This window comes from Acinetobacter sp. 10FS3-1, assembly GCF_013343215.1.
GTDB classification, from domain to species: domain Bacteria; phylum Pseudomonadota; class Gammaproteobacteria; order Pseudomonadales; family Moraxellaceae; genus Acinetobacter; species Acinetobacter lwoffii_C.
Genome location: NZ_CP039143.1, coordinates 1815980 through 1840234, shown reverse-complemented (window position 1 = coordinate 1840234; position 24255 = coordinate 1815980). Strand labels below are relative to the sequence as shown.

At 42.7% G+C, this 24255-nt stretch carries 24 protein-coding genes; 22 read left to right on the top strand and 2 right to left on the bottom strand.

The genetic code is table 11. The annotated features are described in order from the left end of the window. The first annotated feature begins 490 nt into the window (after positions 1–490). From cgtA to E5Y90_RS08670, 10 genes are all read left to right on the top strand, one after another. On the top strand, positions 491–1699 hold the full coding sequence (cgtA, locus tag E5Y90_RS08715; RefSeq protein ID WP_151205405.1) for an Obg family GTPase CgtA: 1209 nt from the start codon (positions 491–493) through the stop codon (positions 1697–1699). Positions 1700–1726: 27 nt separating this feature from the next. Beyond that, positions 1727–2860: a glutamate 5-kinase gene (gene proB / locus E5Y90_RS08710; RefSeq protein ID WP_174659999.1), complete on the top strand. Its 1134-nt coding sequence runs from the start codon at positions 1727–1729 to the stop codon at positions 2858–2860. A gap of 191 nt (positions 2861–3051) precedes the next feature. After that, entirely contained in the window at positions 3052–4173 is a 1122-nt protein-coding gene (locus E5Y90_RS08705) for a tyrosine-type recombinase/integrase (protein WP_174659998.1), read from the top strand. Next, positions 4173–4772 (top strand): hypothetical protein, encoded by a 600-nt coding sequence (locus E5Y90_RS08700; protein WP_174659997.1) that lies wholly within the window; start codon positions 4173–4175, stop codon positions 4770–4772. The genes E5Y90_RS08705 and E5Y90_RS08700 overlap by 1 nt, the downstream gene beginning before the upstream one ends. A 102-nt stretch (positions 4773–4874) precedes the next feature. Further along, on the top strand, positions 4875–5150 hold the full coding sequence (locus E5Y90_RS08695; protein WP_126562358.1) for a helix-turn-helix transcriptional regulator: 276 nt from the start codon (positions 4875–4877) through the stop codon (positions 5148–5150). Beyond that, a complete protein-coding gene (locus E5Y90_RS08690; RefSeq protein ID WP_174659996.1) occupies positions 5147–5365 on the top strand; it encodes a helix-turn-helix domain-containing protein in 219 nt (72 codons plus the stop codon). Before E5Y90_RS08695 ends, E5Y90_RS08690 begins: the two co-directional genes overlap by 4 nt. Next, positions 5362–5616: a hypothetical protein gene (locus tag E5Y90_RS08685; protein ID WP_174659995.1), complete on the top strand. Its 255-nt coding sequence runs from the start codon at positions 5362–5364 to the stop codon at positions 5614–5616. Before E5Y90_RS08690 ends, E5Y90_RS08685 begins: the two co-directional genes overlap by 4 nt. Before the next feature lie 111 nt (positions 5617–5727). Continuing rightward, positions 5728–6033 carry a hypothetical protein gene (locus E5Y90_RS08680; protein WP_163169982.1) on the top strand — a complete coding sequence of 102 codons (306 nt, stop codon included), beginning with the start codon at positions 5728–5730 and terminating at the stop codon, positions 6031–6033. Then, on the top strand, positions 6026–6421 hold the full coding sequence (locus E5Y90_RS08675; protein ID WP_163169983.1) for a hypothetical protein: 396 nt from the start codon (positions 6026–6028) through the stop codon (positions 6419–6421). The genes E5Y90_RS08680 and E5Y90_RS08675 overlap by 8 nt, the downstream gene beginning before the upstream one ends. Beyond that, on the top strand, positions 6418–8541 hold the full coding sequence (locus E5Y90_RS08670) for a DUF3987 domain-containing protein (RefSeq protein ID WP_174659994.1): 2124 nt from the start codon (positions 6418–6420) through the stop codon (positions 8539–8541). Before E5Y90_RS08675 ends, E5Y90_RS08670 begins: the two co-directional genes overlap by 4 nt. Before the next feature lie 384 nt (positions 8542–8925). Here the strand turns inward: E5Y90_RS08670 and E5Y90_RS08665 are convergent, their stop codons facing one another. Next, positions 8926–9966, bottom strand: a complete 1041-nt coding sequence (locus tag E5Y90_RS08665) for an IS481 family transposase (RefSeq protein ID WP_004642076.1) — start codon at positions 9964–9966, stop codon at positions 8926–8928. A gap of 288 nt (positions 9967–10254) precedes the next feature. Between E5Y90_RS08665 and E5Y90_RS08660 the strand changes: the two genes are divergently transcribed. The 4 genes from E5Y90_RS08660 (at position 10255) to E5Y90_RS08645 (ending at position 12420) form a co-directional block, all read left to right on the top strand. After that, positions 10255–10536: a hypothetical protein gene (locus E5Y90_RS08660; protein WP_174659993.1), complete on the top strand. Its 282-nt coding sequence runs from the start codon at positions 10255–10257 to the stop codon at positions 10534–10536. Continuing rightward, positions 10533–11645, top strand: a complete 1113-nt coding sequence (locus tag E5Y90_RS08655) for a phage major capsid protein (RefSeq protein ID WP_174659992.1) — start codon at positions 10533–10535, stop codon at positions 11643–11645. Before E5Y90_RS08660 ends, E5Y90_RS08655 begins: the two co-directional genes overlap by 4 nt. Positions 11646–11714: 69 nt before the next feature. Next, entirely contained in the window at positions 11715–12062 is a 348-nt protein-coding gene (locus E5Y90_RS08650) for a hypothetical protein (RefSeq protein WP_174659991.1), read from the top strand. A gap of 55 nt (positions 12063–12117) precedes the next feature. Beyond that, on the top strand, positions 12118–12420 hold the full coding sequence (locus E5Y90_RS08645; protein ID WP_168390222.1) for an HNH endonuclease: 303 nt from the start codon (positions 12118–12120) through the stop codon (positions 12418–12420). 644 nt (positions 12421–13064) lie between these two features. Here E5Y90_RS08645 and E5Y90_RS08640 read toward each other — a convergent pair. After that, entirely contained in the window at positions 13065–13769 is a 705-nt protein-coding gene (locus E5Y90_RS08640; RefSeq protein ID WP_174659990.1) for an SIMPL domain-containing protein, read from the bottom strand. A 476-nt stretch (positions 13770–14245) separates the two neighbouring features. Between E5Y90_RS08640 and E5Y90_RS08635 the strand changes: the two genes are divergently transcribed. The 8 genes from E5Y90_RS08635 to sohB all read left to right on the top strand — a co-directional run bounded on the left by E5Y90_RS08635 (position 14246) and on the right by sohB (position 24156). Continuing rightward, positions 14246–15619 carry a diaminobutyrate--2-oxoglutarate transaminase gene (locus tag E5Y90_RS08635; RefSeq protein WP_174659989.1) on the top strand — a complete coding sequence of 458 codons (1374 nt, stop codon included), beginning with the start codon at positions 14246–14248 and terminating at the stop codon, positions 15617–15619. Positions 15620–15622: 3 nt separating this feature from the next. Continuing rightward, a complete protein-coding gene (locus E5Y90_RS08630) occupies positions 15623–17155 on the top strand; it encodes a pyridoxal phosphate-dependent decarboxylase family protein (RefSeq protein ID WP_174659988.1) in 1533 nt (510 codons plus the stop codon). A 374-nt stretch (positions 17156–17529) separates the two neighbouring features. Further along, positions 17530–18558, top strand: coding sequence for a substrate-binding domain-containing protein (locus E5Y90_RS08625; protein ID WP_151203902.1), 1029 nt, complete (start codon positions 17530–17532; stop codon positions 18556–18558). A gap of 108 nt (positions 18559–18666) precedes the next feature. Continuing rightward, the gene (pstC, locus tag E5Y90_RS08620; protein WP_151203901.1) at positions 18667–20046 is read left to right on the top strand and encodes a phosphate ABC transporter permease subunit PstC; all 1380 of its coding nucleotides are present in this window, start codon (positions 18667–18669) and stop codon (positions 20044–20046) included. Next, positions 20046–21437 (top strand): phosphate ABC transporter permease PstA, encoded by a 1392-nt coding sequence (pstA, locus tag E5Y90_RS08615; RefSeq protein ID WP_174659987.1) that lies wholly within the window; start codon positions 20046–20048, stop codon positions 21435–21437. Before pstC ends, pstA begins: the two co-directional genes overlap by 1 nt. Positions 21438–21451: 14 nt before the next feature. Continuing rightward, positions 21452–22372, top strand: coding sequence for a phosphate ABC transporter ATP-binding protein PstB (gene pstB, locus E5Y90_RS08610; RefSeq protein WP_151203899.1), 921 nt, complete (start codon positions 21452–21454; stop codon positions 22370–22372). 101 nt (positions 22373–22473) lie between these two features. Next, positions 22474–23118 carry a hypothetical protein gene (locus E5Y90_RS08605; RefSeq protein ID WP_174659986.1) on the top strand — a complete coding sequence of 215 codons (645 nt, stop codon included), beginning with the start codon at positions 22474–22476 and terminating at the stop codon, positions 23116–23118. A 75-nt stretch (positions 23119–23193) separates the two neighbouring features. Further along, positions 23194–24156: a protease SohB gene (sohB, locus tag E5Y90_RS08600; RefSeq protein WP_174659985.1), complete on the top strand. Its 963-nt coding sequence runs from the start codon at positions 23194–23196 to the stop codon at positions 24154–24156. Positions 24157–24255: the final 99 nt, after the last annotated feature.

Here is a 24255-nt window from a genome sequence, read left to right as displayed (position 1 = left end):
CATAATATCGTGACTGGCTTGATTTTATCAGGGACTATTTATTTTAAGTGCTCAAGCGTCGATAAAGCTTGATTTCCCAAATCCTTTCATTGCTTAACGGCTAGGTTGATATAAATATATAGAGCCTCTGCTGTTTATCCTTGAAAGGGATATACGCACTCCATCAAGAGTACAAATTGTGATGACAAAGGATGCTTGGCATCCTGTGAAACATTTGCAGACATACACTGGACTCTTGTAAAACTGACAGCACTCTGAGCAGAGAGTGGCTAAATCAGAAATAACTAAAAACACTAAGCTCATTGATAGGGCATATAGTTGACTAGTGCAGTTAAATGAATAAATCTCAGAGATTTAAAGCTTTTAAGCCAGCTTGACTAAAATATTGAAGAAATAAGTGTTCTCGTTGGAATAGTACATAAATTTAGTCGTGAAATTCTTTAAAATATGGCAGAATAGGCGGTTTTAAAGAATTTAGAGGATTGGCAAGATGCGCTTTGTTGATGAAGCAGTCATTACCGTAGAGGCTGGCGACGGTGGCAATGGCGTAGCCAGTTTTCGCCGTGAAAAATTTGTACCATTTGGTGGTCCGGATGGTGGTGATGGTGGTCGTGGCGGCAGCATTTATATTGAAGCTGATGACAACACCAGTACCCTTGTAGATTATCGTTATACCCGTAAATTTCGCGCTGAACGTGGTAAAAACGGTGCTGGCGCAAACTGTGCTGGTCGTGGTGGCGAATCAGTCGTATTAAAAGTTCCAGTAGGAACAACTATCGTCGATTCTGAATCGGGCGATATTATTGGTGACCTGGTTGAAAATGGTCAAAAGGTTCTAGTGGCTCAAGGTGGTCAGGGCGGTTTGGGGAATACACACTTCAAATCATCGACCAACCGTTCTCCGCGTAAATGTACGCATGGTGTCAAAGGTGAATTCCGCGAAATCCGTCTCGAGCTGAAAGTACTCGCAGATGTGGGCTTGCTGGGTATGCCAAATGCCGGCAAGTCGACGTTTATCCGTGCAGTCTCGGCAGCCAAACCAAAAGTGGCAGACTATCCGTTTACGACTATGGTGCCAAATCTGGGCGTGGTTGATGCAGATCGTTACCGTTCATTTGTAATGGCAGACATTCCGGGGCTGATCGAAGGAGCTTCCGAAGGTGCAGGCTTGGGGATTCGCTTCCTGAAACATTTGGCACGTACCCGTATCTTACTGCACATTGTGGATGTCCAGCCAATTGACGGTTCCGACCCTGCTTATAATGCCCGTGCGATTATGAACGAGCTGCAAAAATTCTCCCCGACATTGTCAAAATTGCAGATTGTTCTGGTGTTGAACAAGGTTGATCAGCTTCCAGCAGAGTCACGTGAAGAGTGGTGTAATCACATTCTGGAAGAATTGCAATGGGAAGGTCCGGTCTTTAAGACCTCAGGCTTGACGGCTGAAGGAACCAAAGAGGTCGTCTACTACCTGATGGATCAGATCGAAGAGCAGCGCGAACGCGAAGTTGAAGATCCGGAATATGCAGCAGAGATGAAAGCATTCCGTGACCAGCTGGAGGCTGAAACACGTGAACAAACCATCGCTGCCAAAGAAGCGTATCGTGAGATGCGTCGTCAGCAACGTCTTGCCGGTGCGCTGGATGACGAAGATGATGAAGATGGCGATGATGATGTAGAAGTGTACTACGTACGCTAATTCTGTAGAAAAAAGTCTGAGGACAAGATGATAGAAGTGGTAGATGGGCAACGTCAGCTCAAGGGTTGTAAACGAATCGTTGTGAAAATCGGATCATCTTTACTCACAGCAAATGGGCAGGGACTAGATCTGGATGCGATCTCGCATTGGGCGGGACAGATTGCAGATTTATACAATGCTGGACACGAAATTATTTTGGTGTCTTCAGGTGCTGTGGCTGAAGGGATGGTTCGGATGAAACTTGAGAGTCGACCCACCGATCTACCCAGTCTTCAGGCCTGTGCTGCAATCGGACAAATGGGCCTGATCCAGACATGGTCAAGTGTACTGGAAAAGCACGAGATTCAAACTGCACAAGTGTTATTGACCCATGATGACCTGGCAGATCGCCGTCGTTATCTCAATTCATGTGATGCCTTGCAGAACCTGATTGACTGGCGCGTGATTCCGGTGATCAATGAAAATGACACCGTTTCTACCGAAGAAATCCGCTTTGGTGATAACGATACTTTGGCGGCGATGGTGGCTGGTCAGGTACATGCAGACTTGCTGATTATTTTGACAGATCAGGAAGGTATGTTTGATTCTGACCCACGCTCAAATCCCGATGCCAAACTGTTCCATACGGTTCGTGCAATGGATGAAAGCCTGTTTGATATGGCGGGTGGCGGCGGCAAATTTGGTCGTGGCGGTATGCTGACCAAAGTCCGTGCTGCACGTCTGGCAGCAAAATCAGGCTGTCCGACGCTGATTGCCAGTGGGGATAGCGACCGGGTGTTATCTCGTCTGATGGCGGGTGAAATGCTGGGAACCTTATTCATTACCGATGATGACCGTATTACGGCGCGTCAGCAATGGCTGGCTGCACATTTACAAACCGCTGGCCGTCTGGTGATTGATGATGGTGCGGTAAAAGCCATCAAGGAAAATCACCGCAGCTTGTTGCCTGTGGGCGTGAAAGCGGTAGAAGGTCACTTTGATCGTGGTGATGTTGTGGAATGTGTGGATTGGCAAGGCCATCGTATTGCAGTAGGACGGGTCAACTTTAGTTCACGTTCGGCTGAAGTTGTTAAAGGTTTGGCCTCAGATAAAGTGCACCAGGTTTTGGGTGAAGCACGTTCACTGGAAATGATTCATCGCAATCATATGGCTATTTACTAGCAAAAACATGCACTTACTTGCAGTGCATAAAACACGATGAAAGTGATTGAAAATCAATATTTTTATCTCACTTTGTACTGTTAAGCAATAACAAGTAATTTCATTGAAACACCGTACACATGGAGGTTAAACTGGAGGTTAAATCAGTCTAACCTCTTTTTTTATGTGGTTCTAACCTCCACAGGTGTGCAATGCTTACTAAACAACAGATTGAAGCTATAAAACCAAAAGAAAAGCTGTTTAAAATCAGTGATGGCGACATGCTTTATATATTCACCTCTCCAACTGGAAAGAAAGTCTGGAAGGTGCTTTATACGCTTGATGGAAAAAAAGGGACTATCACAATAGGCGAGTATCCGCTTATCTCTATTAAAGAAGCACGATTGAAACGTGATGAAATAAAAATCATGCTGGCCAGTGGTATAAGTCCAGGTCAGAAAAAGAAAGAAGAAAAGCAAAAGCAGCTTGAAGGTATGAGCTTTATAGAGTTGATTGAATCTTATAGGGACGTTGTAGCTCCCACTCATAAAGGCCACATACAAGAAGTTGCTTCTCTCAACTTATTTATCCGGTTGTTTCCTAAACTTATGCAGAAGCCAGTTAGCCAGGTGGATCAGCTCGATATGATTGAGTTTAGAAATGAACGCCTAAAGATGGTCAAGGCTGCAACAGTTAAGAGAGATTTAGGCTTGCTAGGTGGTGTGTTCAAATATGCACGACAGGAGCTTCGTATCATCACAGGTTCACCATTGACTGATATTTCAAAGCCAAGCGAATCAGACCATAGGGACAGGCGCATCTCTCAAAATGAAATAGATCAGATTCTAAAAGCATTCAGTTATCACCCAACATTCCAGCCAGTGAATAAAAAACAACAGACCGCCTGGGCATTCTTATTTGCTATCGAAACGGCAATGAGAGCCAGCGAAATCGTTAGTATGAAATGGGCGAATATCACGGATGATTATGTGCTTTTGCCTGATACAAAAAACGGTACTTCGCGGAAGGTTCCACTCTCCATGAAAGCAAAAGAATTGCTGGAGTTGATGAAGGGAATCCATGAAGAAACAGTTTGTACTCTCACAAGCGCGAATACTTTATCGAGCTATTTTTGGCAGGTCGTTACTGAAAAACTAAAAATTGAAGATTTAAATTTCCACGATACCAGGCATGAGGCCACCACAAGGCTATCCCAAAAGCTACCAGTTCAAGACCTGGCAAAAGTCACAGGACATAAAGATTTAAAAACGCTGATGAAGTATTACAACCCAACTGCTACAGAGCTGGCGAATAAAATTAATGGGGTGGGGTGATGGCTAGAAAAAGAGAAAAACAATGTGATGGCGGTTTTTTGAATACCTCTATATCTGAGCAGAGCTTATATTTATTTGATGGCCTGAATATTGATAGGCAATCTTTTTTAGATGATGCTGGCTTGATTCTGGGTAGAGCGAAACTAGATATTCAGGTCAGAGAAACAAGAAATTCAGCGCAGGAGGATGTTATCCACCTTGAGAAAATGGAGAGATTAATTAAAAATTTAGTTGATGAAATTAATCTAACATCATTAAATCAAAATGCTTATATGCTTGAAGCCTGGTACAAGATGGGGCTAAGTAGTTTACTTGATGAAGAATTAAAATCCTCATTAATTAAATATCAATGCTCAATTATTTACTCAAAAGAAGAAATCAAAAAATATTCTAATTTAAAGGGAAGAAATACAAATCATATTGAGGCTAATCTTATCTGCACAGTAAACTTTCTTTTTGAAAAGTGTAAGACTGGCAAGGTCAAGGCTGAAGATAAATATAGTTTTATCAGTGATTTTTTGCGGTTAAATCAAATACCAACAGTACCAAAAGATATTGATAAGATTAGAAAAATTATAAGTAAAAATAAAAACAGGTAGTTATTCAACTTAAAGAGGGTGATTTTCTACCCTGATACACAAATCTTAGAAAAACGACACTGCACCTATGCAATAACGCATAACGTAATAGAAAGGTGCAGTATGCAAACACGCGAACAATTCTATCGAGCTAAACAAATCGCTTCAGCTCCAGCCACTCCAGAAAAAATCCACGTTTATAAAACTGGCGCAAATGCCGGAAAAACCCGAAAACTAAACGCCAAGCCAGCACGACAAGGTATTTTGCCAATCTCAGAGAAAACTCTGTGGGCCTGGACACGTGAAGGTAAATTTCCGCAGCCGATCCGCATGGGTGGCAATGTCACTGTCTGGAGAGCTTCAGACGTTCAGAAGTGGATTGAGGAGCAGTCAGCATGAATAACACCCAATTAAAGCAAGTTCTGGCACACCTCAAGCAAGGCAAAACCCTTTCACAAGCTGAGGCTATCGACCTATTTAACTGCTACCGACTGAGCGCAATTATTCAGCGTTTACGAAATGCAGGTTATGACATTGTTACCCATAACGAGCGCAATAAGTCAGGCATTGGCAGACATGCGCGGTATGAGCTTATTAAAGAGGTGGCAGCATGAAAGATATTGTACTGGCTTCATATCGCACCAATACCGAAGCGGACATTGAAGCGGATTTAATCGTAAATGATGAGGCTTGCAGTTTTATCGAACTAATCACTGTAGGCGGTGGAGTTCAGGCCATTGATGACGGTATCGAGCAGCTCATGCAAAACCCTCAAGCCACTGGCGTTGTGGCATTACATGGTGAAAGTCTGAAACAACTCATTGATGCTTTTTTAAGTGAGGTCGGCCATGAAAAACAATCATAAGCACTATCTGAAATCACTTGTTGAATACATGAAGCCACTGGCAACAGAAAGCCACTATTTTAAAAACTTCAAATTATCCCAGCAGCACCAGGGCATTAAAGGTGGGAAAAAATGAAACTATTTGAAAAATTCACATTGCAAAGACCAGATCATATTGGTTATAGTTCTCTTGCTTTGAGCAAAATCTCAAAGTTAGCTTTGGTCGGCTATATTCTACGAGGCGCACAGTCCGCAAGGGCTTTTTTTGTGCGTAATAACTCTATGCGTTCGCATGTTATGGCGAAGCTGGAGAGGGACACTTCCGAGTGTGCAGGGAACCTTGTAGACCTGTCGACCAACCCTTTTCAGCTTTGCCACCCTCACTTGGTCGTGAATGGTAAAGCTCCAAAACTACAAGGAGCGCATTCTCATGCCTAATCAAATCAATAAAACAGCAGCAAATCATTTAGAAGATGCTCAAGTCTATCTTGAATCACTAGAGAGCGTATTGCTTCGCTTGTACACTAGCTACGACCAGTGCGACCTTTCAGATGATAAAGCAAAGGCCATGCTCAGTGTGTGTGAAGTGCTGGCGAATGGTGCTTTAGAAGATATTGAAAGTGCCAGTGTAAAAACTAAATTATATATTTCCGCTTATATCGACTTAGCGAATGGCATTGTAGTCACTATTGATGAGTTATCAGATTTCAATCTAGCTAAAGGCCACACAGCAGCAGCTATACACGGCCTGTTCTTAGTGGCTGGACAATTAAAAGAATCATTAGAAACTGCGGTTTATGCTGTTATGAAAGGGGGTGCAGCATGAATGCAAAAATCACTCTTAACGCTCCCTTAGTGGTCAGTACCGATCCAGTGACAGGCAATATAACTGAATATCATTTGATCGAAGATTTTATAAAAGGCTGCATTGATGAGCGCAATCTTAAAGTTAAGCCTGAGAGTTATATTTACTCTAAATTGCCGGATTATAACTGTGAAGAATGTGAAGCACTCCCCCTGGTTAATCCTAATGAATTGACTGAAGTCATAGGGTATGGAATCAGAGGCACAGCTAAAAAGTACGATATTAGTCAGACACCATGCAAAGAGATTGATTCTAAAAAAATATCATTCTCTATTGGTAAAGCTGGAGTATTTGCAAGCAACACAAATAATAAATATATGCCGTATGTTCTAGGTACAGACAATATAGATTTATTTGTGAAACTTGCTAAGGCTGGGGAGGCAGTTGTGCTTCATAAAGATATTGATGCAGCGTATCAGATTATAAACAATGGTATGCCTGAAACAATATTTAGAATGATGGTCGGTGAGAAACCACCAGTCAATAATGCTGATTTATTTGTTCAGGTGAATGATAGCTTTAAAACACTTCCACCAAATCAGATAAAGCAATTTTTCCTTGATAAAAAACAGCAGATCATAAAATCAATCGAATCTGACCTAATCGCACAGCCTCAAGTTGAGGATATGCCAGCGAATCGGAAAGCTGAAAAGCTGGATAACTGGCAAGCTCCAATAAGCCTGAGAAATGACACCCTGATCCAATCAAAACCTTATCCTATTGATGAGCTGCCGGAAGTTGTGAGGAATGCAATTCTTGCCACTGCTGAATATGTACAAGCTCCGGTTGCAATGGCTGCTCAATGTGTTTTGGCCAGTATTTCGTTTTTAGCACAAGGTAAGGTAAATGCACCCAAAGAAACCAACAGGGAGGGGATGCCAGCCTCCTTATTCTTTTTAACGGAAGGTGGTAGTGGTGGGCGCAAGTCATCTTGTCAAAAGCTGGTTGAATTGCCTATTCGAGAGCATGAACGCCAGCAGTATGATGAGTATAAAAAATCACTGGAAGATTGGAATGCACGGTCGAAAACAATTGAATCCAAAGAGTTCGCGCAGTGGGCTTTAGATAATCCCAGACCAACCGATCCGACCAGTATTTTTTCTGACATTACTATTGAAACCTTGACCAAGTTTTATATTAAAGGAATTGTGAAAAATGCTTCATTGAGTAGCGATGAGGCTGGACAGTTCTTTGATGGTCACACAATGAAGGGCGACACGGCCAAAAGTGCTTTAGGTGCATTCACTAAGTTATTTGATGATGGCTATTGTCAGAGAAACCGTGCTTCATCTGATGACAACGGAATGGCCTATGATGTTCGCCTAACCTTCAACCTACTTGGGCAACGTGCTGTACTGGCTGGAGCTTTAAACGATCCGACATTAAGAGGACAGGGCTTTTTGCCTCGATTCATTTTAACCGCTCCAGAGAGTATTGCTGGGCAGCGAACACATACAATTGAATTTAGACAAAAGCTAAAAAATTCACACAATGACCCTCGATTAACTAAATTTTGGAATCGTTGTAGAGATATTTTAAAAGACGAGCTACCAGTTCTTTTGAATGAATCGGGAGAGGTTCCGTACTTTCCAGTTATGCAGCTATCCAGTGAAGCCGAGTTGCTGGAGCTTGAATTTTACAATGAGTGTGAGATTTTGCAGGGTAGCGGAAAACAGTTTGAATTTATGCAGCCTTTTGCCAGTCGTGCAAATGAGCTTGCCAGGCGTTTAGGTGCTGTCCTGGCTTACTTTGAAAACAAGTCTGAAATTGATTCTGAAATCATGCAGGCAGCTTGCGCTGTTATTAGACATTCTTTGTCTGAGTGGTTCCGATATTCAGATATTGAAGTGGCCGATGAAAGTGATTCTGAGAAGCTGATTAAGTACCTTTTAACCAAATGCAAAAAGGAAAAAACCAACCGATTGCAAAGAACGGTAGCGATGAAAGGCGCACCACTTCAAATAAGAAAAGCGAAGGAATTTGATCCTTGTTTGAATGAGCTGATCGAGTTTAATTATGTGCGACTGGTGACAATTAACCGCTCCACTTACATTGAATTAAATCCGGCATTGCTGAAATAGTTGCGATTTTGCGATTTATGGCTGAAACCCTTATGGCATAAGGTTATCCATGTCGCAAAGGGTGTGCGATTCCAATGCGGAGTATGCGAAATGATCCGATATACTCCGCACATGTCGCATACGAATCGCAAGAGCAATGCGAAGCGGAAAGATAGACAGGGCAAGGCTTACAAGGAAAAATCGCAAAATCGCATAATTTGTAGAGAGTTCACAAAACAATGACACAAAAAAAAGTCCCTAATTGCGAGTCGGGGACTTTTTTCGTTACAGCAAATCAATTTCAACAGCTCAATAACATTTTAAGAGATAGATATTTAGAGGACATCATTTGTACTAGCTCAAACCTGATCTGACAGTTACCCGTTTTTTATTGTGCCTGTCAGGTTAAATTTGAGCTAAATTTTTCTCAGCCCAAATCCGTTTTCCATCAAGTAAAGTTTCAAGTGGTGTACGACCACAGCACATTTTTCCTTGATGAGTCCGTTCAGTATTATAGAATTTCAGCCAATCGTCTAGATCAACTTGTAATTCTTCCAATGAGCTATAAAGCTTCTTCCTAAACGTAATTTGATAGAACTCCTGCAAAATCGTCTTATGGAAACGCTCACATATACCATTTGTTTGCGGGGAAGCTGCTTTTGTCTTCGTGTGATCAATATCATTAACTGCCAGATACAACTCATAGTCATGTTGTTCTACCTTACCGCAATACTCAGTACCTCTGTCTGTGAGGATGCGAAGCATTGGTAAGTCCTGAGATTGATAGAATGGCAACACACGATCATTGAGTAAATCAGCCGCTGTAATCGGTGTTTTTGTTGTATAGAGCTTGCAATGAACGACCTTACTATAAGTGTCGATGAATGTTTGTTGGTAGATTCGTCCAACACCTTTGAGATTCCCGACATAAAAGGTGTCTTGCGCGCCTAAATAGCCTGGATGAGCTGTTTCGATTTCACCACAAGCAACGTCATCCTCATGCTTACGCTCAAGTGCCGCAATCTGCTGATCATTTAATTCAATACCATCCTGTGCCACTTTAGCCTCAAGTGCTTTTAAACGCTTCTTAAAGTTTTCTAAATCATGACGAAGCCATATAGAGCGAACCCCACTCCCTGAAACGAATACACCCTTCTTGCGTAATTCATTACTAGTACGGTGCTGACCATATGCGGGATATTGAATTGCGAAATCAATAACAGCCTGTTCAGTAGCATCATCTACACGGTTTTTTAAATTTGGTACTCGACGGGATTTATTGATCAGTGCGTCAATATCACCAGACTTCACTAACTCTTGATAGCGATAAAATGTATCTCTTGAAACACCCATCACTTTGCATGCTCTGGATACATTCTGAAGCTCTTCAGCTAAATTGAGCAGACCTACTTTGTGTTTAATGATTTGATTGTTAGTATGCAACATAAGAAAGTTACCTTTGTTTGATTAAGATTTCGACACCTTTATCAAAACGGGTAACTTTCTCTTTTTCAAGAAGAATGTACGATCAAGTCTGAACTAATACACATCATTCCTCCAAAAAATGCTTTGATGATTTACTATACATAACTTTTTTGTATGATTCAAACTAAAACATATTAATAATAAAAAAGAATGAATTAATTAAATTTAAATAACTTAAAGTTTGACATTGTGCTAAATGATGGCTAGTGTTGGTAACAAGTTACTAACAAAAGAATTTAGGAGGCTTGAGTGAATCAGGCGAATAAAAGCAGTTTGAGAGTTCGGAAGAAACGCCAGCTTGACGCTGCAAAGGTGAAGTTTTTTGATGAGCATGGCGGAGCGATTCTGTTAGCACTTCAAACAGCCAACCATGCAAAAGAAAGCGAGATTAAGCAATTAAAGGCAGAAGCCGTTGAGCGCGAACGGATCATGAAGGAGCAGGCGGAATTAAATGCCCTCATGGATGCTGCTTTATATGTGAATGCTCGTTTACGTGAAATTAAACAAATGTTTGAAGGTGAAAAGAAATGACAGATTTATCTCAAATCGAAATTTTAGCCAAAGAGTTTAAAAACCAGGTTGATGCTATTAAGAGTGATACAACAGAACTGAAGGCCGTTGTTCTGGAATTAGAGCAAAAAGCTGCACGTCGTCCTGGTGGTGGTTCATTCGAGGAAAAGTCAGGCAGTAAGGCACTCAAAAAGATTATTGAATCTGACCAGGTGAAGTCCTACCGTGACAAACAGGCAAGCGCGGTTACAGTCACAAGTAATTTTGAGATTAAAGCGCTCACTACTGAAGGCCTGGGCATTGCTGGTTCCACTGGATATGACACCCAAGCGCAGCGCGACCCAGAGGCGATCCGCTTCATTAAGAAGCCGACAACGCTTATTGATGCTTTGCGAGTGATTCCAGCGACAAGCGCATCCTATGAATACGTTAAGCTGATGTCTACTTATGAGAATGCAGCAGACTACCAAGCATTAGAAGGCGATACCAAAGCCGAGCAATCAATTCCAACCGAAGCGAAATCGGTAACGCACCGCACAATTGCAGTAACTACAATCGTATCAAATCAGGTTATTTCTGATAACACCAGCTTACAGGCCACAATTATCTCCCTTCTGGGTGGTGGTGTGCTGCAAAAGCTAGAGCGCGAAATTGTACAAGGTGATGGCACCGGTTCAAGTATTGAAGGCTTTGCAAAACACGCTACAGCACATGAAGCTGAAGCAGGTACTTTACTGGTTGATGCAATCGGTGAAGCGCGAGCAGAAGCCAAAGAAGCAGGATTGCAACCAAGTGTTGTAATTGTGAATCCAGTAACACTGCAACAGATGGTAGGCGTGAAGCAAGATGGTGGCGGTTATGTTCTATCGAGCAATGGCTTGCCAGGCTTGTCGGATATGTGGACGCTACGAATTATCGAAAGTGCAGCTTGTCCGCGCGATGAGGCTTATGTGCTGGACATGGAGCAAATCGCAGTCCTAGACCGTGAGCAGCTTACAGTCAAGATTGATGATATGACCCTAATGGATCAGAACATGACCCGAATCCGTGTTGAGCTACGAGCTTCGTTTGCAAACTTCATTGAAGGTGCAATTGTGAAGGTGACAGTAGCAGCTCCGGTGGTTCCGTAAATCAAACCGGAATGGTTTTAAATTAAATCAATTAGGGTGGCTATAGTCACCCTTTCTTATAGGTAGATTATGAAACCAACATGGATAGCAAGATCAGCAAGATTGAAAAGCAATTGCAATGCAGCACCGCAGCCAGTGGAAGTATTGTTGCATTCAGGCCGACAAATGGAGCCTGAAGAAATTAACTTTATATCTAGTGTGCAGACATTGCCTTTAGAGGGTGTGGCATTGGTACTGTGCAAATATGCAGACAACGAGGCCAAGCTGGAACTGATCCGCATAGCTATGAAGTTCCATATTTATCGAAATGATTTTGATGCTTATCTGAAGAACAATAGAAGCAATCCGAAAGTTAAAAGAGCTTTTGATATATGGGGAAGTATCAAGGGCGGTCAGATTGGATTCTTTAAAGCATAGTTATTCAATACAGGTGGTGGGCTAGTCCCATCACTTTTTTATTTAGGATAGAACAATGGCAAAACTACCAACATTAAAACCAAGATTGCAGACATTAAAGACGAGCCAACCCATAAGCAATGTGACTGCAAATAAGCGAAATCGTGGCAGATCATGGCGCAAGTTACGATTAGAAGTTTTATTGAGAGATAAATATACATGCCAGCACTGCGGACTGGTCAGCATAAGTTTAGAAGTAGACCATACAATCCCATTGTTTTTAGGTGGAACGGATGCAATGAGTAATTTAAAAAGCTTATGTGTGGACTGCCATAAGGTTAAAACCAGTCAGGAGAATGCAGTGGGTGGGGGCTTTTGATTGTTAAAATGAAGCCTATTTTGCGGATACCGCGCCCTCCACATTCACAAAAAAAAATTGTCCCACACAAATATGTTAAAGAGAAGTTAAAGTAAAACACGCCTGAATTGACTATTTATTAAACTTGATGTATTCACACGCGCGCGCGCAAGGGTGCTGATTTGTGGTTTTAGGGCTTAAAATCCCAATAGAACTAAAATGTGGGTAGCAGGCCGGTTCCTTATCTTTGATGTGCTGAAGAACAATAATCCCCCCAGTGGTCAAGATGACCATACCTGAGCCACCAATAAGAGGAGCAGCTTATTTAAAATCTCCAACCGCGGCCAAGCACACGCGACTGGATGCACGTATCTACAATCGAAAGTATTTTGTGATTTTTTTAGAGTGCTGGAGGTTAGGCTGGAGGTTAAAATTTAAATTAGAAAATAAATTATAATAAAAACATGATGTTAAGTCTATTATAAATCACAATCATATGGCGATTTATTAAAACAGGCAAAATCTAGATTCAAAAAATCCCGCTTTCGAGCGGGATTTTCTATGAAATAAATTTTCTTTTTTGGCAGGACCAAGCTGAGATAGTTTTTAATATGCTATACATTTTAACTTTCTCTAACTCTCTCCTGAAATAAGGGGAATTTCAATTATTTTAGCTGAATAGTACCATTAGCACTGACTGTCAGTTGTGATTCACCTGCCGCCATCTGCTGTTCTGTAATGGCATCAGCTGGGGCAGCGGCCTTCATCATGGCTATACGCGGCATAGGTTGCGGGGTATAGTTATTGGTGTTCAGATTTAAATTAATCAGCTGATAACCCGGCTTGTTCCAGGCCTGTGTGAGGGCTTGGGCACGCTGCTGAAAGTTTTTGGTGGCTTCGACCATCAATTCATTTTCTACCTTTTTGCGTTTTGCATCCGACACGGTGAAGTTAATGGATTCGGTCTGGAAGTTTTGCTGCAACTCTGCGATCAGTTGAGAAGTGGCTTTAAAATCAGTGGACTCTAGACGCACTTGAGCACGGCCACGCCATTCTTTAAGTTTACGGTTGTCATTATCATAAATTGGATAAGTGCTTTGGGCGCCAGTCTCAATTTTAACAGTTGGATATTTGCGTGCTGTTACCATCGCCTGATTCATCAGCTGATTAATCAGGCTAGCAAGTTGGGCTGGTTGTTTATGTGATTTTTCAAGATACAAAACAGCATGCATTTCATCATTAGAAATATCACGTCTGGCATCTGCGGATAGGTTAATTACATTATAATTCAATGACTCATTGGGAGCTGCAAAAGCCGTGGTTGCTAAAGTGCCTGCAAGGATAATGCTAGATAATGCTAAAAGACGCATATTGTGGTCCTGTTTTTCTTAAAGAAGCCATCTGGGCTGTTATAAAAATATTAAATCCTGACTATGGTTTTTTTGCAAAATATTTGTGGTAAGAGTGTTAAATTATCGCTCTATATTTAACCTTAATTCTTGAAATTAAATATCATAAAAATTATAGGCTTATCTCTAAAGTTATAAAATACCAAGAAAGATTGCTGAAAGGCTACAAAAAAGTATAAAAGAACGTGCTTTTCTTTCGGTGGTCACAGGTTAAGATGATAATTCAGATGACAAATCGGCATGATATTTTTTTTCGATAAAAAATCAGCAAAATTGTGGCGAAAGTCGTTTATTTTCCTGTAAAAGACTGTATCATCCGCCTCCTAGTTATGATGTATGAGTAAACCATCAAACTGGAATTTATAAAGCACCGAGTCAAAGGACCGCAAGTCACCCGACTTATTTCTATTAACCCATATCAGAGATGGTAATTCGATATGAGCGTTTCTTCAGTAAACCCTGCCACTAATTCTACTAACGAATACTATTTGACTCGCCAAAGTCAGATGGAATCCAATGTTCGTAGCTATCCGCGTAAACTACCGCTTGCGATAGCAAAAGCATTAGGTTGCTGGGTTACCGATGTCGAAGGTACAGAGTACCTCGATTGTTTAGCTGGGGCAGGAACATTGGCATTAGGCCATAATCATCCTGCGGTCATTCAAAGTATTCAGGATACGCTTGCAAGCGGTCTGCCATTGCATACTTTGGATTTAACAACACCTTTAAAAGATGCTTTTACTGAGGCGCTGCTTGAACAGCTGCCAGGCGGTAAAGAAGAGTACTGCCTGCAGTTCTGTGGTCCATCTGGTGCAGATGGTACAGAAGCAGCGATTAAACTAGCCAAAACCTTTACCGGTCGCAGCTCGGTGATCAGCTTTTCTGGTGGTTACCATGGTATGACTCACGGTTCGCTTGCAATGACAGGTAACCTGTCTGCGAAGAATGCGGTCAATGGCTTAATGCCAGGCGTTCAATTCATGCCATATCCGCATGAATACCGTTGCCCACTTGGTCTGGGCGGTGAAGCGGGCGTTGACGCATTGACTTACTACTTCGAAAATTTCATTGAAGATGTAGAAAGTGGTGTGACTAAACCGGCTGCTGTAATTCTTGAAGCCATTCAGGGTGAAGGCGGTGTAGTGACTGCGCCGGTAAAATGGCTGAAAAAAATCCGCGAAGTGACTGAAAAACACAATATCGTACTCATTCTTGACGAAGTTCAGGCAGGCTTTGGCCGTTCAGGCAAAATGTTCGCTTTTGAATATGCAGGGATTGAGCCTGACGTTGTTGTCATGTCTAAAGCAGTAGGTGGCAGCTTGCCACTGGCGGTACTGGGTATTAAACGTAAATTTGATGCTTGGCAGCCTGCTGGCCATACGGGGACTTTCCGTGGTAACCAGCTGGCGATGGGGACTGGTCTTGCGGTGATTAAGACCATCAAAGAACAAAACTTGGCGCAAAATGCGCAAGAACGCGGTGACTTCCTGCAAGCTGAATTGAAAAAGCTGGCGCAGGAACTTCCGTGTATCGGTAATGTACGTGGCCGAGGCTTAATGATCGGTATTGAAATTGTGGACGAGCGACAATCTGCTGACCACATGGGTTCTTTACCTGCAGACGGCCAATTGGCAGCCGCTATTCAGACAGCATGTTTCAATAATAAGCTGTTGCTAGAAAAAGGTGGTCGTAACGGTACGGTAATCCGTTTACTTTGTCCGTTAATTATCACTCAAGAAGAGTGTGTAGAAGTGATTGCCCGTTTCAAGAAAGCGGTTACTGAAGCTCTTGTAGCAGTTCGAGGCGCATAATTCATGGTAGATTTTGCAGAACACCGTAAAGCGTTACTCTGCAATGATGCTGCATCCATTGCTGACTATCAGTCAGCAATGGACCAGGCGACCAAAGCGGTTGCAGCATGGTTGCAAAACGACAAAATGTATACTGGCGGTAGCATCAAAGAGTTACGTAGTGCCATTGCCTTCAATCCTTCTAAAGAAGGTTTGGGTGTACAAAAATCACTTGAGCGTATGGTGGAGCTTTTCTTAAATAAAAGCTTGAAAGTTCATCATCCACATTCATTAGCACATTTGCACTGTCCGACCATGGTGACCAGCCAAATCGCGGAAGTGCTGATTAACGCTACCAACCAGTCTATGGACTCTTGGGATCAAAGCCCGGCGGGTTCTTTGATGGAAGTACAGTTGATTGACTGGCTTCGTCAAAAAGTCGGCTATGGTGCAGGTCAGGCAGGTGTATTCACTTCGGGGGGTACGCAATCTAACCTGATGGGTGTGTTGCTTGCGCGTGATACGTGTATCGCGAAAAACTGGAAAGATGAAAACGGCCAGCCGTGGTCTGTTCAGCGGGATGGTATTCCTGCGGACGCAATGCGCAATGTCAAAGTCATCTGTTCTGAAAATGCACACTTTTCGGTGCAAAAGAACATGGCAATGATGGGCATGGGCTTCCAGTCAGTTGTGACTGTTCCTGTAAACGAAAATGCACAAATGGATGTTGATGCTCTGGAAAAGACCATGGCGCATCTTCAGTCTGAAGGCAAGATCGTAGCTTGTGTGGTTGCAACTGCAGGTACAACAGATGCTGGCGCGATTGACCCACTCAAACAGATTCGTGAAATCACCAATAAATATGGCGCGTGGATGCATATCGATGCGGCATGGGGTGGGGCACTGATTCTGTCGAACGACTATCGTGCGATGCTGGATGGGATCGAGTTATCTGATTCGATTACACTGGATTTCCACAAGCATTATTTCCAAACCATTTCATGTGGTGCATTCTTGCTCAAAGATGAAGCGAACTACCGTTTCATGCATTATGAGGCGGAGTATCTTAACTCGGCTTATGATGAAGAACATGGCGTGCCAAACCTGGTCTCGAAGTCTTTACAAACCACGCGCCGTTTTGACGCGTTGAAATTGTGGATGACCGTAGAAGCACTCGGCGAAGAGCTGTATGGATCAATGATCGATCATGGGGTGAAACTGACCCGTGATGTTGCAGATTACATCAAGTCGACTGATGGTCTGGAACTTCTGGTTGAGCCACAATTTGCATCGGTACTGTTCCGTGTAGTGCCTGAAGGCTATCCAGCTGAGTTTGTGGATGCACTGAACCAGAACGTGGCAGATGAGCTGTTTGCTCGTGGTGAAGCGAATATTGGGGTGACTAAGGTCGGCAATGTTCAGTCATTGAAAATGACCACTTTAAGCCCAGTAGCCACACTAGAGAACGTGCAAAATCTGCTGGCACTGGTACTGGCAGAAGCGGATCGCATCAAGGATTCAATTGCAGATGGTAGTTATACGCCGCCCATTGTTTAATTGATTGAGAAATTAAAAAGGGAGATCGAAAGATCTCCTTTTTTTAGTGCTGTTTCATCAATAGCATGAAGGAAAGTCGGTTAAAGAAATAATTAATATGACGATAAGTAAATTTTTATTTTTCATAAAATTAAAAAAACAAGTAAGCCAATAATTATAAAGTTAATCTTTTTATAATTCTAAACCGCTCTTAAGTCATGCCGTAAATCGCAGAGTGTAATAAAAAACAGAAGTGAAAAACGAAACATCATGAAAGTGTCACAAAGTTGTAACCTGTCTGTCATATTCTAAAATCAAAATGCAAGTATCGAAACAAGTACAAAACTGAATCAAAAGTAATGTACTCCAAATTGCAAAAATGAGAGAGATACAGAATGCGCTTTACAAATATTACTTTAGCAATTGCACTCACTGGGGCGGCAGTCACTACAGCACATGCTGCACGTGACACTATTCAAATTGCTGGCTCTTCAACTGTTCTTCCATATGCAAGTATTGTTGCTGAAGAATTTGGAAACACCTTTCCACAATTTAAAACTCCAGTGGTCGGTTCGGGCGGTTCTTCAGGCGGCTTAAAGCAATTTTGTGCGGGTGTGGGTGATAACACGATTGATATCGCAAACGCATCTCGCCAGATTAAAAGCTCTGAGCTGGCAGAATGTAAAAAGAATGGCGTCAACCAGGTATTAGAAATCAAAATTGGTTATGACGGTATTGTATTTGCTTCTAATGCCAATAAAGCAGCTTATAAATTACGTCCACAACATGTTTATGCCGCGCTTGCGGCTCAGTTGCCATCTCAGGGGAAAATGGTTGCTAACCCTTATACACGCTGGAACCAGATTGATAAAGCACTTCCAAATGAGCCGATCACCTTGGTGATTCCTGCTTCTAATCATGGTACGCGCGAAGTGTTCCAGGAGAAAATGGTGGATGCAGGTTGTGAATCGTACGCTGCAATTAAGTCTTTAGATAAAGAGGCCAAGAAAAAAGCGTGTACAAACTTCCGTAAAGATGGCCGTGTGATTGAAATTTCCGGTGACTACACTGAAACATTGGCGCGCTTAAAAACTTCTCCAAGTGCAGTTGGTGTATTTGGTCTAGGTTTCTATGACCAGAACCGTGACCGTTTGCGTGTTGCCACAGTGAATAATGTTGCACCTTCTGAAAAAACTATTCTGAACGGTTCTTATCCGGTTTCACGTCCATTGTTCTTTTATGTGAAAGGCGAACACCTGAAGTCAATCAAAGGTTTACCACAGTTCACCGAATACTTCCTGAGCAAAAAAGTATCAGGTAAAGGTTCAAAACTGGAAAAAGCCGGCCTGATTTCAATGTCAGACAAAGAACGTGCAGCAGTACTTGCGAACTTCAAAGCAGGCAAAGCGGTGGTTGTAAAGTAAATATACATAATGCTCAAAGCGCTGATGGCAGGGACGACCTGCCATTGGTGTGTTGCGATAGATTAAGTTTTTTCAAACCATGAAAATTGAAAAAACAGTGGAGAATACATGAATCTGCTACTCATAGGTGTCTTGCTGGCAATCATTGCCATAGCCTATCAAATCGGATTAAGTAAAAGCCGGAACCTAGCAGGTAAGGGAAACAATTCTGCGAACTTACATTCGCGTCCAAGTTATTATGGCGCCTTAGTCGCTTTGTGGTGTGGAATCCCTGCGTTTTTAATTTTGATTGTTTGGAATATTGTCGAGCCGAGCTTCCTGGAACAAGTGGTGATTAATCATCTGCCGCCAGAAGTGTCGGCTCAGCTTGATCCGGCAAGTCTGGGTGTTGTCGTTGATCGTGTACAGGCACTCGCTTCCGGTTTTGGAGTCAGTGATACACCGGCTGCTTATGAAATAGCAGCTGCAGAGCAGCTGGCCAAATTTGTGACCATCGGTACATTTGCCAAGCTGGCAGTGGTGATTTCTGCGGCGCTGGCTGGACTGGTCTGGGCGAAAAATCGCATCAGTCAGGAATTCCGAGCCCGTAACCAAGTTGAAAAAATTATTAATATTGGTCTGGCACTCTGTTCAGGGGTTGCGATTCTGACCACGCTTGGGATTGTGATGTCGATGTTCGGTGAAGCAATGCGCTTCTTTAGCTTCGTCAGCCCGTTCGATTTTTTCTTTGGTACAGAGTGGAATCCTGGTTTTAGTACCTCCGGGAATGCTGAAGGCAGTTATGGTCTGTTGCCACTGCTCTGGGGTACGCTGATGGTCAGCGGTATTGCGCTGCTGATTGCTGTCCCTGTCGGTTTGATGATTGCGATCTATCTGGCTGAATATGCATCACCTAAATTCCGTTCTTGGGCCAAGCCAACCATTGAAGTATTGGCAGGTATTCCTACTATCGTATATGGCGTATTTGCCTTAATGATTATTGGGCCTTTCCTGAAGGCCATAGGAGCCATGGTTGGTATTGATATTAATGCCACTAGTGCGCTAACCGCTGGTCTGGTTATGGGGATCATGATTATCCCTTTCGTTTCTTCTTTATCTGATGACATTATTACCCAGGTGCCGCGTGCATTACGTGATGGTTCCTTAGGACTCGGTGCGACCAAGTCTGAAACCATCCGTCAGGTGGTTTTGCCGGCAGCTTTACCGGGGATTATCGGGGCTTTCCTGTTGGCAGCATCACGTGCAATTGGTGAGACCATGATTGTGGTGCTTGCAGCAGGGAACAGTCCGCAGTTACATGCCAATCCATTAGAAGCAGTCTCTACAGTCACTATTACCATCGTCAACCAGTTAACCGGTGATACTGACTTCGCAAGTCCGCAGGCGCTGGTAGCCTTTGCACTGGGTTTGACATTATTTGTGATCACCTTAGGTTTGAACATTATTGCACTGTATATCGTGCGTAAATATCGTGAGCAATACGACTAATGAGTACTTCAAATACAACACCTTTAGATCAGCGTATTGATCCATCTGTGGCTGCCGAGCTACGTGAAAAGCGTAAGAAGACCATTCAGAACTCTTTGGCAGGTCGTCATCGTAAAGAAAAAGCATTTCGCCTGTTAGGCTTGTCGGCAGTATTGGCTGGCTTGTTCTTCGTAGTATTGCTGTTCGGAAGTATCTTGAGCAAAGGTTTGCCGGCTTTCTGGCAAAGCAGCATGAATCTGCCGATTTATTTTGATCCGACGATTGTTAATATTGGCCCTAAACCTAAACAGCTTGCCAATGAAACTCCGGCGCAATATGAAGAGCGTCTGATTGACTGGCAGATGCAGGTGGGTATGGTCGACTGGGATGCCCTGATTGTAAATGGCATGATTGCCAAAGATAGCAAGCTGGACGGCCAGCAGGATGAACTCGGCTCTTTATATACCAGTTCAGAAGCTTATCGTCTGCGTGACATGGTGCTGATGAATCCAGGTCTGGTTGGACAAACTGAAAATGTAAAAATTCTGGCAGATGCCAATGTCGATGTCTGGTTGGCGGGTAATATTGACCGTGATCTTCCGGCAGAACAGCAGCAGCTCAGTCCAGAAGTCCGTCAACTGGCTGATGCCATGAAAGCTTCGGGTGTTATCGAAAACAGCTTCAATACCAATATCTTTGTCAGTCCGGATTCGCGCAGTTCACCTGCAACCTCTGGTCTGGCCGGGGCATTCATGGGTTCCCTGTTCATGATGTTGATCGTGATCTTTATCTCGATTCCAATTGGTGTGGCTTCGGCGATTTATCTGGAAGAGTTTGCACCAAAGAACTGGATTACCGATGTGGTTGAAGTCAACATTAACAACTTGGCAGCAGTTCCTTCGATTGTGTTCGGTTTACTAGGTGCGGCAATTTTTATCGGCTGGATGCATTTGCCACTGTCCGCACCTTTGGTAGGGGGGCTGGTATTAAGTCTGATGACCTTGCCTACGGTGATTATTACCACACGTGCCTCTTTAAAAGCAGTTCCGCCTTCGATCCGTCAGGCTGCGTTGGGCTTAGGTGCTTCACGTATCCAGACTGTATTCCATCATGTATTGCCACTGGCTCTGCCTGGGATTCTGACCGGTGCCATTATTGGGGTTGCACAGGCGCTGGGTGAAACCGCACCACTCTTATTGATCGGGATGAGTGCCTTCGTCGCCAGTGTGCCAGCGACACCATTTGAGCAATCAACTGCCTTACCTGTACAAATCTTTTTATGGCAAGGTAATGAACTGCGTAACTTCTTTGAAGGTCGTACCGCAGCAGCCATTATTGTCCTTCTGGCCATGATGATCAGCCTGAACAGTCTGGCCATCTGGTTACGTAAAAAGTTTGAAGTCCGTTGGTAAGAAGGGGCAAAATAATGAATATTGTAATGAATGAAACCTTGAATACCTTAGAAAAGGATCCGTCTGTGAATCCACAACATACGCAATTTACCGCAGATTCTAGTACACAAAAGCCAACGACTTCTTTTATTTCGCAGTTCGATACTCATGCGGAAAATAAACAGCAAGCCAAGAACAGTAATGTCAAACTCAGCACTTCGGATGTGCATGTGTACTATGGTGAAGCCGAAGCCATTAAAGGCATTGATCTAAACATTTATGAAAATGAAGTCATTGCTTTTATTGGTCCATCGGGCTGTGGTAAATCCACATTTCTGCGTACCTTAAACCGCATGAATGACACGATTGATAGCTGTCGGGTTACGGGCAAGGTCATGCTGGATAATCAGGATATCTACGATCCGAATCTGGATGTTGTACTGCTGCGTGCACAAGTAGGGATGGTATTCCAGAAGCCAAACCCGTTTCCAAAATCCATTTTTGATAACGTCGCTTATGGACCTAAATTACATGGTCTGGCGCGTGATAAATATGATCTGGAAGAAATTGTAGAAAACAGTTTGCATAAAGCAGGCTTGTGGAATGAAGTTAAAGACCGTCTGAATCAGCCGGGTACAGGCCTATCTGGTGGTCAGCAACAGCGTTTATGTATTGCACGTACTATTGCAGTATCACCTGAAGTGATTTTAATGGATGAGCCATGTTCAGCGCTGGATCCGATTGCAACAGCCAAAGTTGAAGAGCTGATTTCCGAGCTCTCTACCCAGTATACGATTGCGATTGTGACGCACTCAATGCAACAGGCCGCGCGTGTATCTGACCGTACAGCTTACTTCCACTTAGGTGATCTGATTGAAGTCAATTCGACTGAGAAAGTCTTTACCCAGCCGGATCATCAGTTGACTGAAGCGTATATTACCGGGCGTTTTGGTTAATCTTTGCTTATCTCAACTATTGAAAAAACAGAGCCGTCGTACTCTGTTTTTTTGTTATAGTGCCGATATAAATTGCTCATCATGTGTGAGTGAAATCGAAAATGGCATTACCTTCAGCTGAAGAACAACAACAGGCTAAACCTGCACATCAAGCCACAAGAAAAATGATCGATGCCTTGTTTGGATTTCAACATAGTGCAGAGGTGATAGCAGCACTTTTGGTTTTGTTGAGTATTTTATTGGCGACGCTTTTTACGCATGATGGACTCTTTCCAACCTTGCAGAGCCCCAATATGAGTAATTATCATCGTTGGTTGTATGATCAATTTGTGCTTTTGTCGGGTGTGATACCGCTGATTGTTTACTTTGGGGTGCGAAAGAAAGAAGGTGTTCCACATTTTCGGCGGGCTTGGAGAGACTATATTGATGCCAATGCTAAATTAAAGTTATATCGTTATTTAAAAGCGCAAGAAAAAAATAAGTTACCGCTCTTGCATAGTGCAGTCGGTGAATATATCTGCGTACTGTGTTTCTGCGTAGGTTTTGTATGTTTCTATTCGATAGTAACACCTGCGGATCAGGCACGTAGGGGGAGTTTTTTACTGCTTAGTTGGTGGCCGATTAACGCGCTGATTATTGGTATTTGCTATTATGGACAAATTTGGTTTGCTGTGCGTTTAATGGCTGTTCGGCAGATCTCTAAACGATATTTACGGTTCATTCAAAAAGAACCATCTTTAAGATAGAAAAAGTATTGAAAAAAGTCGCAATTGACCTAATCTAATATTCATAAACCGAATTAAATTGAGAATATATTTTTTATGTTATTTCATACGCCGAAATTGCCTGCAGAAATTCGTATTAGCCATTTAAACGCGCGAATTAATGAACAACGCAAAAAAATAGCGCAAACCACGGCTTCTAAACTGGAGCTTTTGCAATTAACTCAACAATTGTCAAAAGAAGCCCGTATACGTAAAAAAAACAATCAAAAAATTTATGTACTCGACTTTAAAGGGGATACTGCGGCTTCAGCAGTAGAAAGTTTACGTGAAGAAATTACCCTGATTTTGGCCACTGCAAAAGCAGGGCGTGATCGTGTGGTGGTACGTCTGGAAAGTCCAGGTGGTATGGTACATGGTTATGGGTTGGCTGCTGCGCAATTGGTGCGTTTACGGGATGCCGGTTTTAATCTGACGGTGTGTGTCGATAAAGTCGCAGCCAGTGGCGGTTATATGATGGCCTGTATCGCCAATGAAATCTTATCGGCGCCGTTTGCCATTGTAGGCTCAATCGGTGTAGTGGCTCAGGTACCGAATTTTAACCGTTTGCTCAAAGACAATAAAATTGATTTTGAATTGTATACTGCGGGTCAGTACAAGCGCACCGTAACCATGTTTGGTGAAAATACCGCTGAAGGTAAAGCCAAATTTGAAGAAGAGTTACAGCAAACTCACGAGTTATTTAAACACTTTGTTGAAAAGTACCGTCCTCAACTGAATGTTGAGAAAGTGGCGACTGGTGAGCACTGGTATGGAAAAGATGCGCTGGATCTGAATCTGGTCAATAAACTGCAAACTTCAGATGAATACTTGCTGGGTTTATTGGCACAACATGATATCTATGTGATTGAAACGCGTCGTAAACCGACTTTGGGTGAAAAGCTCGGTTTACAGGCTGCACAAATGGCAGATGGTTTGGTTCCTGCTGTCATGTACAAGGTAATGGAAGCTTTGCTTAAGGCAAATTCTAATGTAGTACAAATGCGTGATCCTAAATTTTAATATTACTCAGCTTAGGTTCATAAAAAAGGTCAGTCATTACTGACCTTTTTTATATCTTGGATTTATATTGAATAAGCTGCCTATGGAATAATAGATTAA

What these genes read in the sequence shown, in the direction of transcription:
- cgtA (WP_151205405.1), top strand. Translation starts at nt 491, where the DNA reads ATGCGCTTTGTTGATGAAGCAGTCATTACCGTAGAGGCTGGCGACGGT.
- proB (WP_174659999.1), top strand. Translation starts at nt 1,727, where the DNA reads ATGATAGAAGTGGTAGATGGGCAACGTCAGCTCAAGGGTTGTAAACGA.
- E5Y90_RS08705 (WP_174659998.1), top strand. Translation starts at nt 3,052, where the DNA reads ATGCTTACTAAACAACAGATTGAAGCTATAAAACCAAAAGAAAAGCTG.
- E5Y90_RS08700 (WP_174659997.1), top strand. Translation starts at nt 4,173, where the DNA reads ATGGCTAGAAAAAGAGAAAAACAATGTGATGGCGGTTTTTTGAATACC.
- E5Y90_RS08695 (WP_126562358.1), top strand. Translation starts at nt 4,875, where the DNA reads ATGCAAACACGCGAACAATTCTATCGAGCTAAACAAATCGCTTCAGCT.
- E5Y90_RS08690 (WP_174659996.1), top strand. Translation starts at nt 5,147, where the DNA reads ATGAATAACACCCAATTAAAGCAAGTTCTGGCACACCTCAAGCAAGGC.
- E5Y90_RS08685 (WP_174659995.1), top strand. Translation starts at nt 5,362, where the DNA reads ATGAAAGATATTGTACTGGCTTCATATCGCACCAATACCGAAGCGGAC.
- E5Y90_RS08680 (WP_163169982.1), top strand. Translation starts at nt 5,728, where the DNA reads ATGAAACTATTTGAAAAATTCACATTGCAAAGACCAGATCATATTGGT.
- E5Y90_RS08675 (WP_163169983.1), top strand. Translation starts at nt 6,026, where the DNA reads ATGCCTAATCAAATCAATAAAACAGCAGCAAATCATTTAGAAGATGCT.
- E5Y90_RS08670 (WP_174659994.1), top strand. Translation starts at nt 6,418, where the DNA reads ATGAATGCAAAAATCACTCTTAACGCTCCCTTAGTGGTCAGTACCGAT.
- E5Y90_RS08665 (WP_004642076.1), bottom strand. Translation starts at nt 9,966, where the DNA reads ATGTTGCATACTAACAATCAAATCATTAAACACAAAGTAGGTCTGCTC.
- E5Y90_RS08655 (WP_174659992.1), top strand. Translation starts at nt 10,533, where the DNA reads ATGACAGATTTATCTCAAATCGAAATTTTAGCCAAAGAGTTTAAAAAC.
- E5Y90_RS08650 (WP_174659991.1), top strand. Translation starts at nt 11,715, where the DNA reads ATGAAACCAACATGGATAGCAAGATCAGCAAGATTGAAAAGCAATTGC.
- E5Y90_RS08645 (WP_168390222.1), top strand. Translation starts at nt 12,118, where the DNA reads ATGGCAAAACTACCAACATTAAAACCAAGATTGCAGACATTAAAGACG.
- E5Y90_RS08640 (WP_174659990.1), bottom strand. Translation starts at nt 13,769, where the DNA reads ATGCGTCTTTTAGCATTATCTAGCATTATCCTTGCAGGCACTTTAGCA.
- E5Y90_RS08635 (WP_174659989.1), top strand. Translation starts at nt 14,246, where the DNA reads ATGAGCGTTTCTTCAGTAAACCCTGCCACTAATTCTACTAACGAATAC.
- E5Y90_RS08630 (WP_174659988.1), top strand. Translation starts at nt 15,623, where the DNA reads ATGGTAGATTTTGCAGAACACCGTAAAGCGTTACTCTGCAATGATGCT.
- E5Y90_RS08625 (WP_151203902.1), top strand. Translation starts at nt 17,530, where the DNA reads ATGCGCTTTACAAATATTACTTTAGCAATTGCACTCACTGGGGCGGCA.
- pstC (WP_151203901.1), top strand. Translation starts at nt 18,667, where the DNA reads ATGAATCTGCTACTCATAGGTGTCTTGCTGGCAATCATTGCCATAGCC.
- pstA (WP_174659987.1), top strand. Translation starts at nt 20,046, where the DNA reads ATGAGTACTTCAAATACAACACCTTTAGATCAGCGTATTGATCCATCT.
- pstB (WP_151203899.1), top strand. Translation starts at nt 21,452, where the DNA reads ATGAATATTGTAATGAATGAAACCTTGAATACCTTAGAAAAGGATCCG.
- E5Y90_RS08605 (WP_174659986.1), top strand. Translation starts at nt 22,474, where the DNA reads ATGGCATTACCTTCAGCTGAAGAACAACAACAGGCTAAACCTGCACAT.
- sohB (WP_174659985.1), top strand. Translation starts at nt 23,194, where the DNA reads ATGTTATTTCATACGCCGAAATTGCCTGCAGAAATTCGTATTAGCCAT.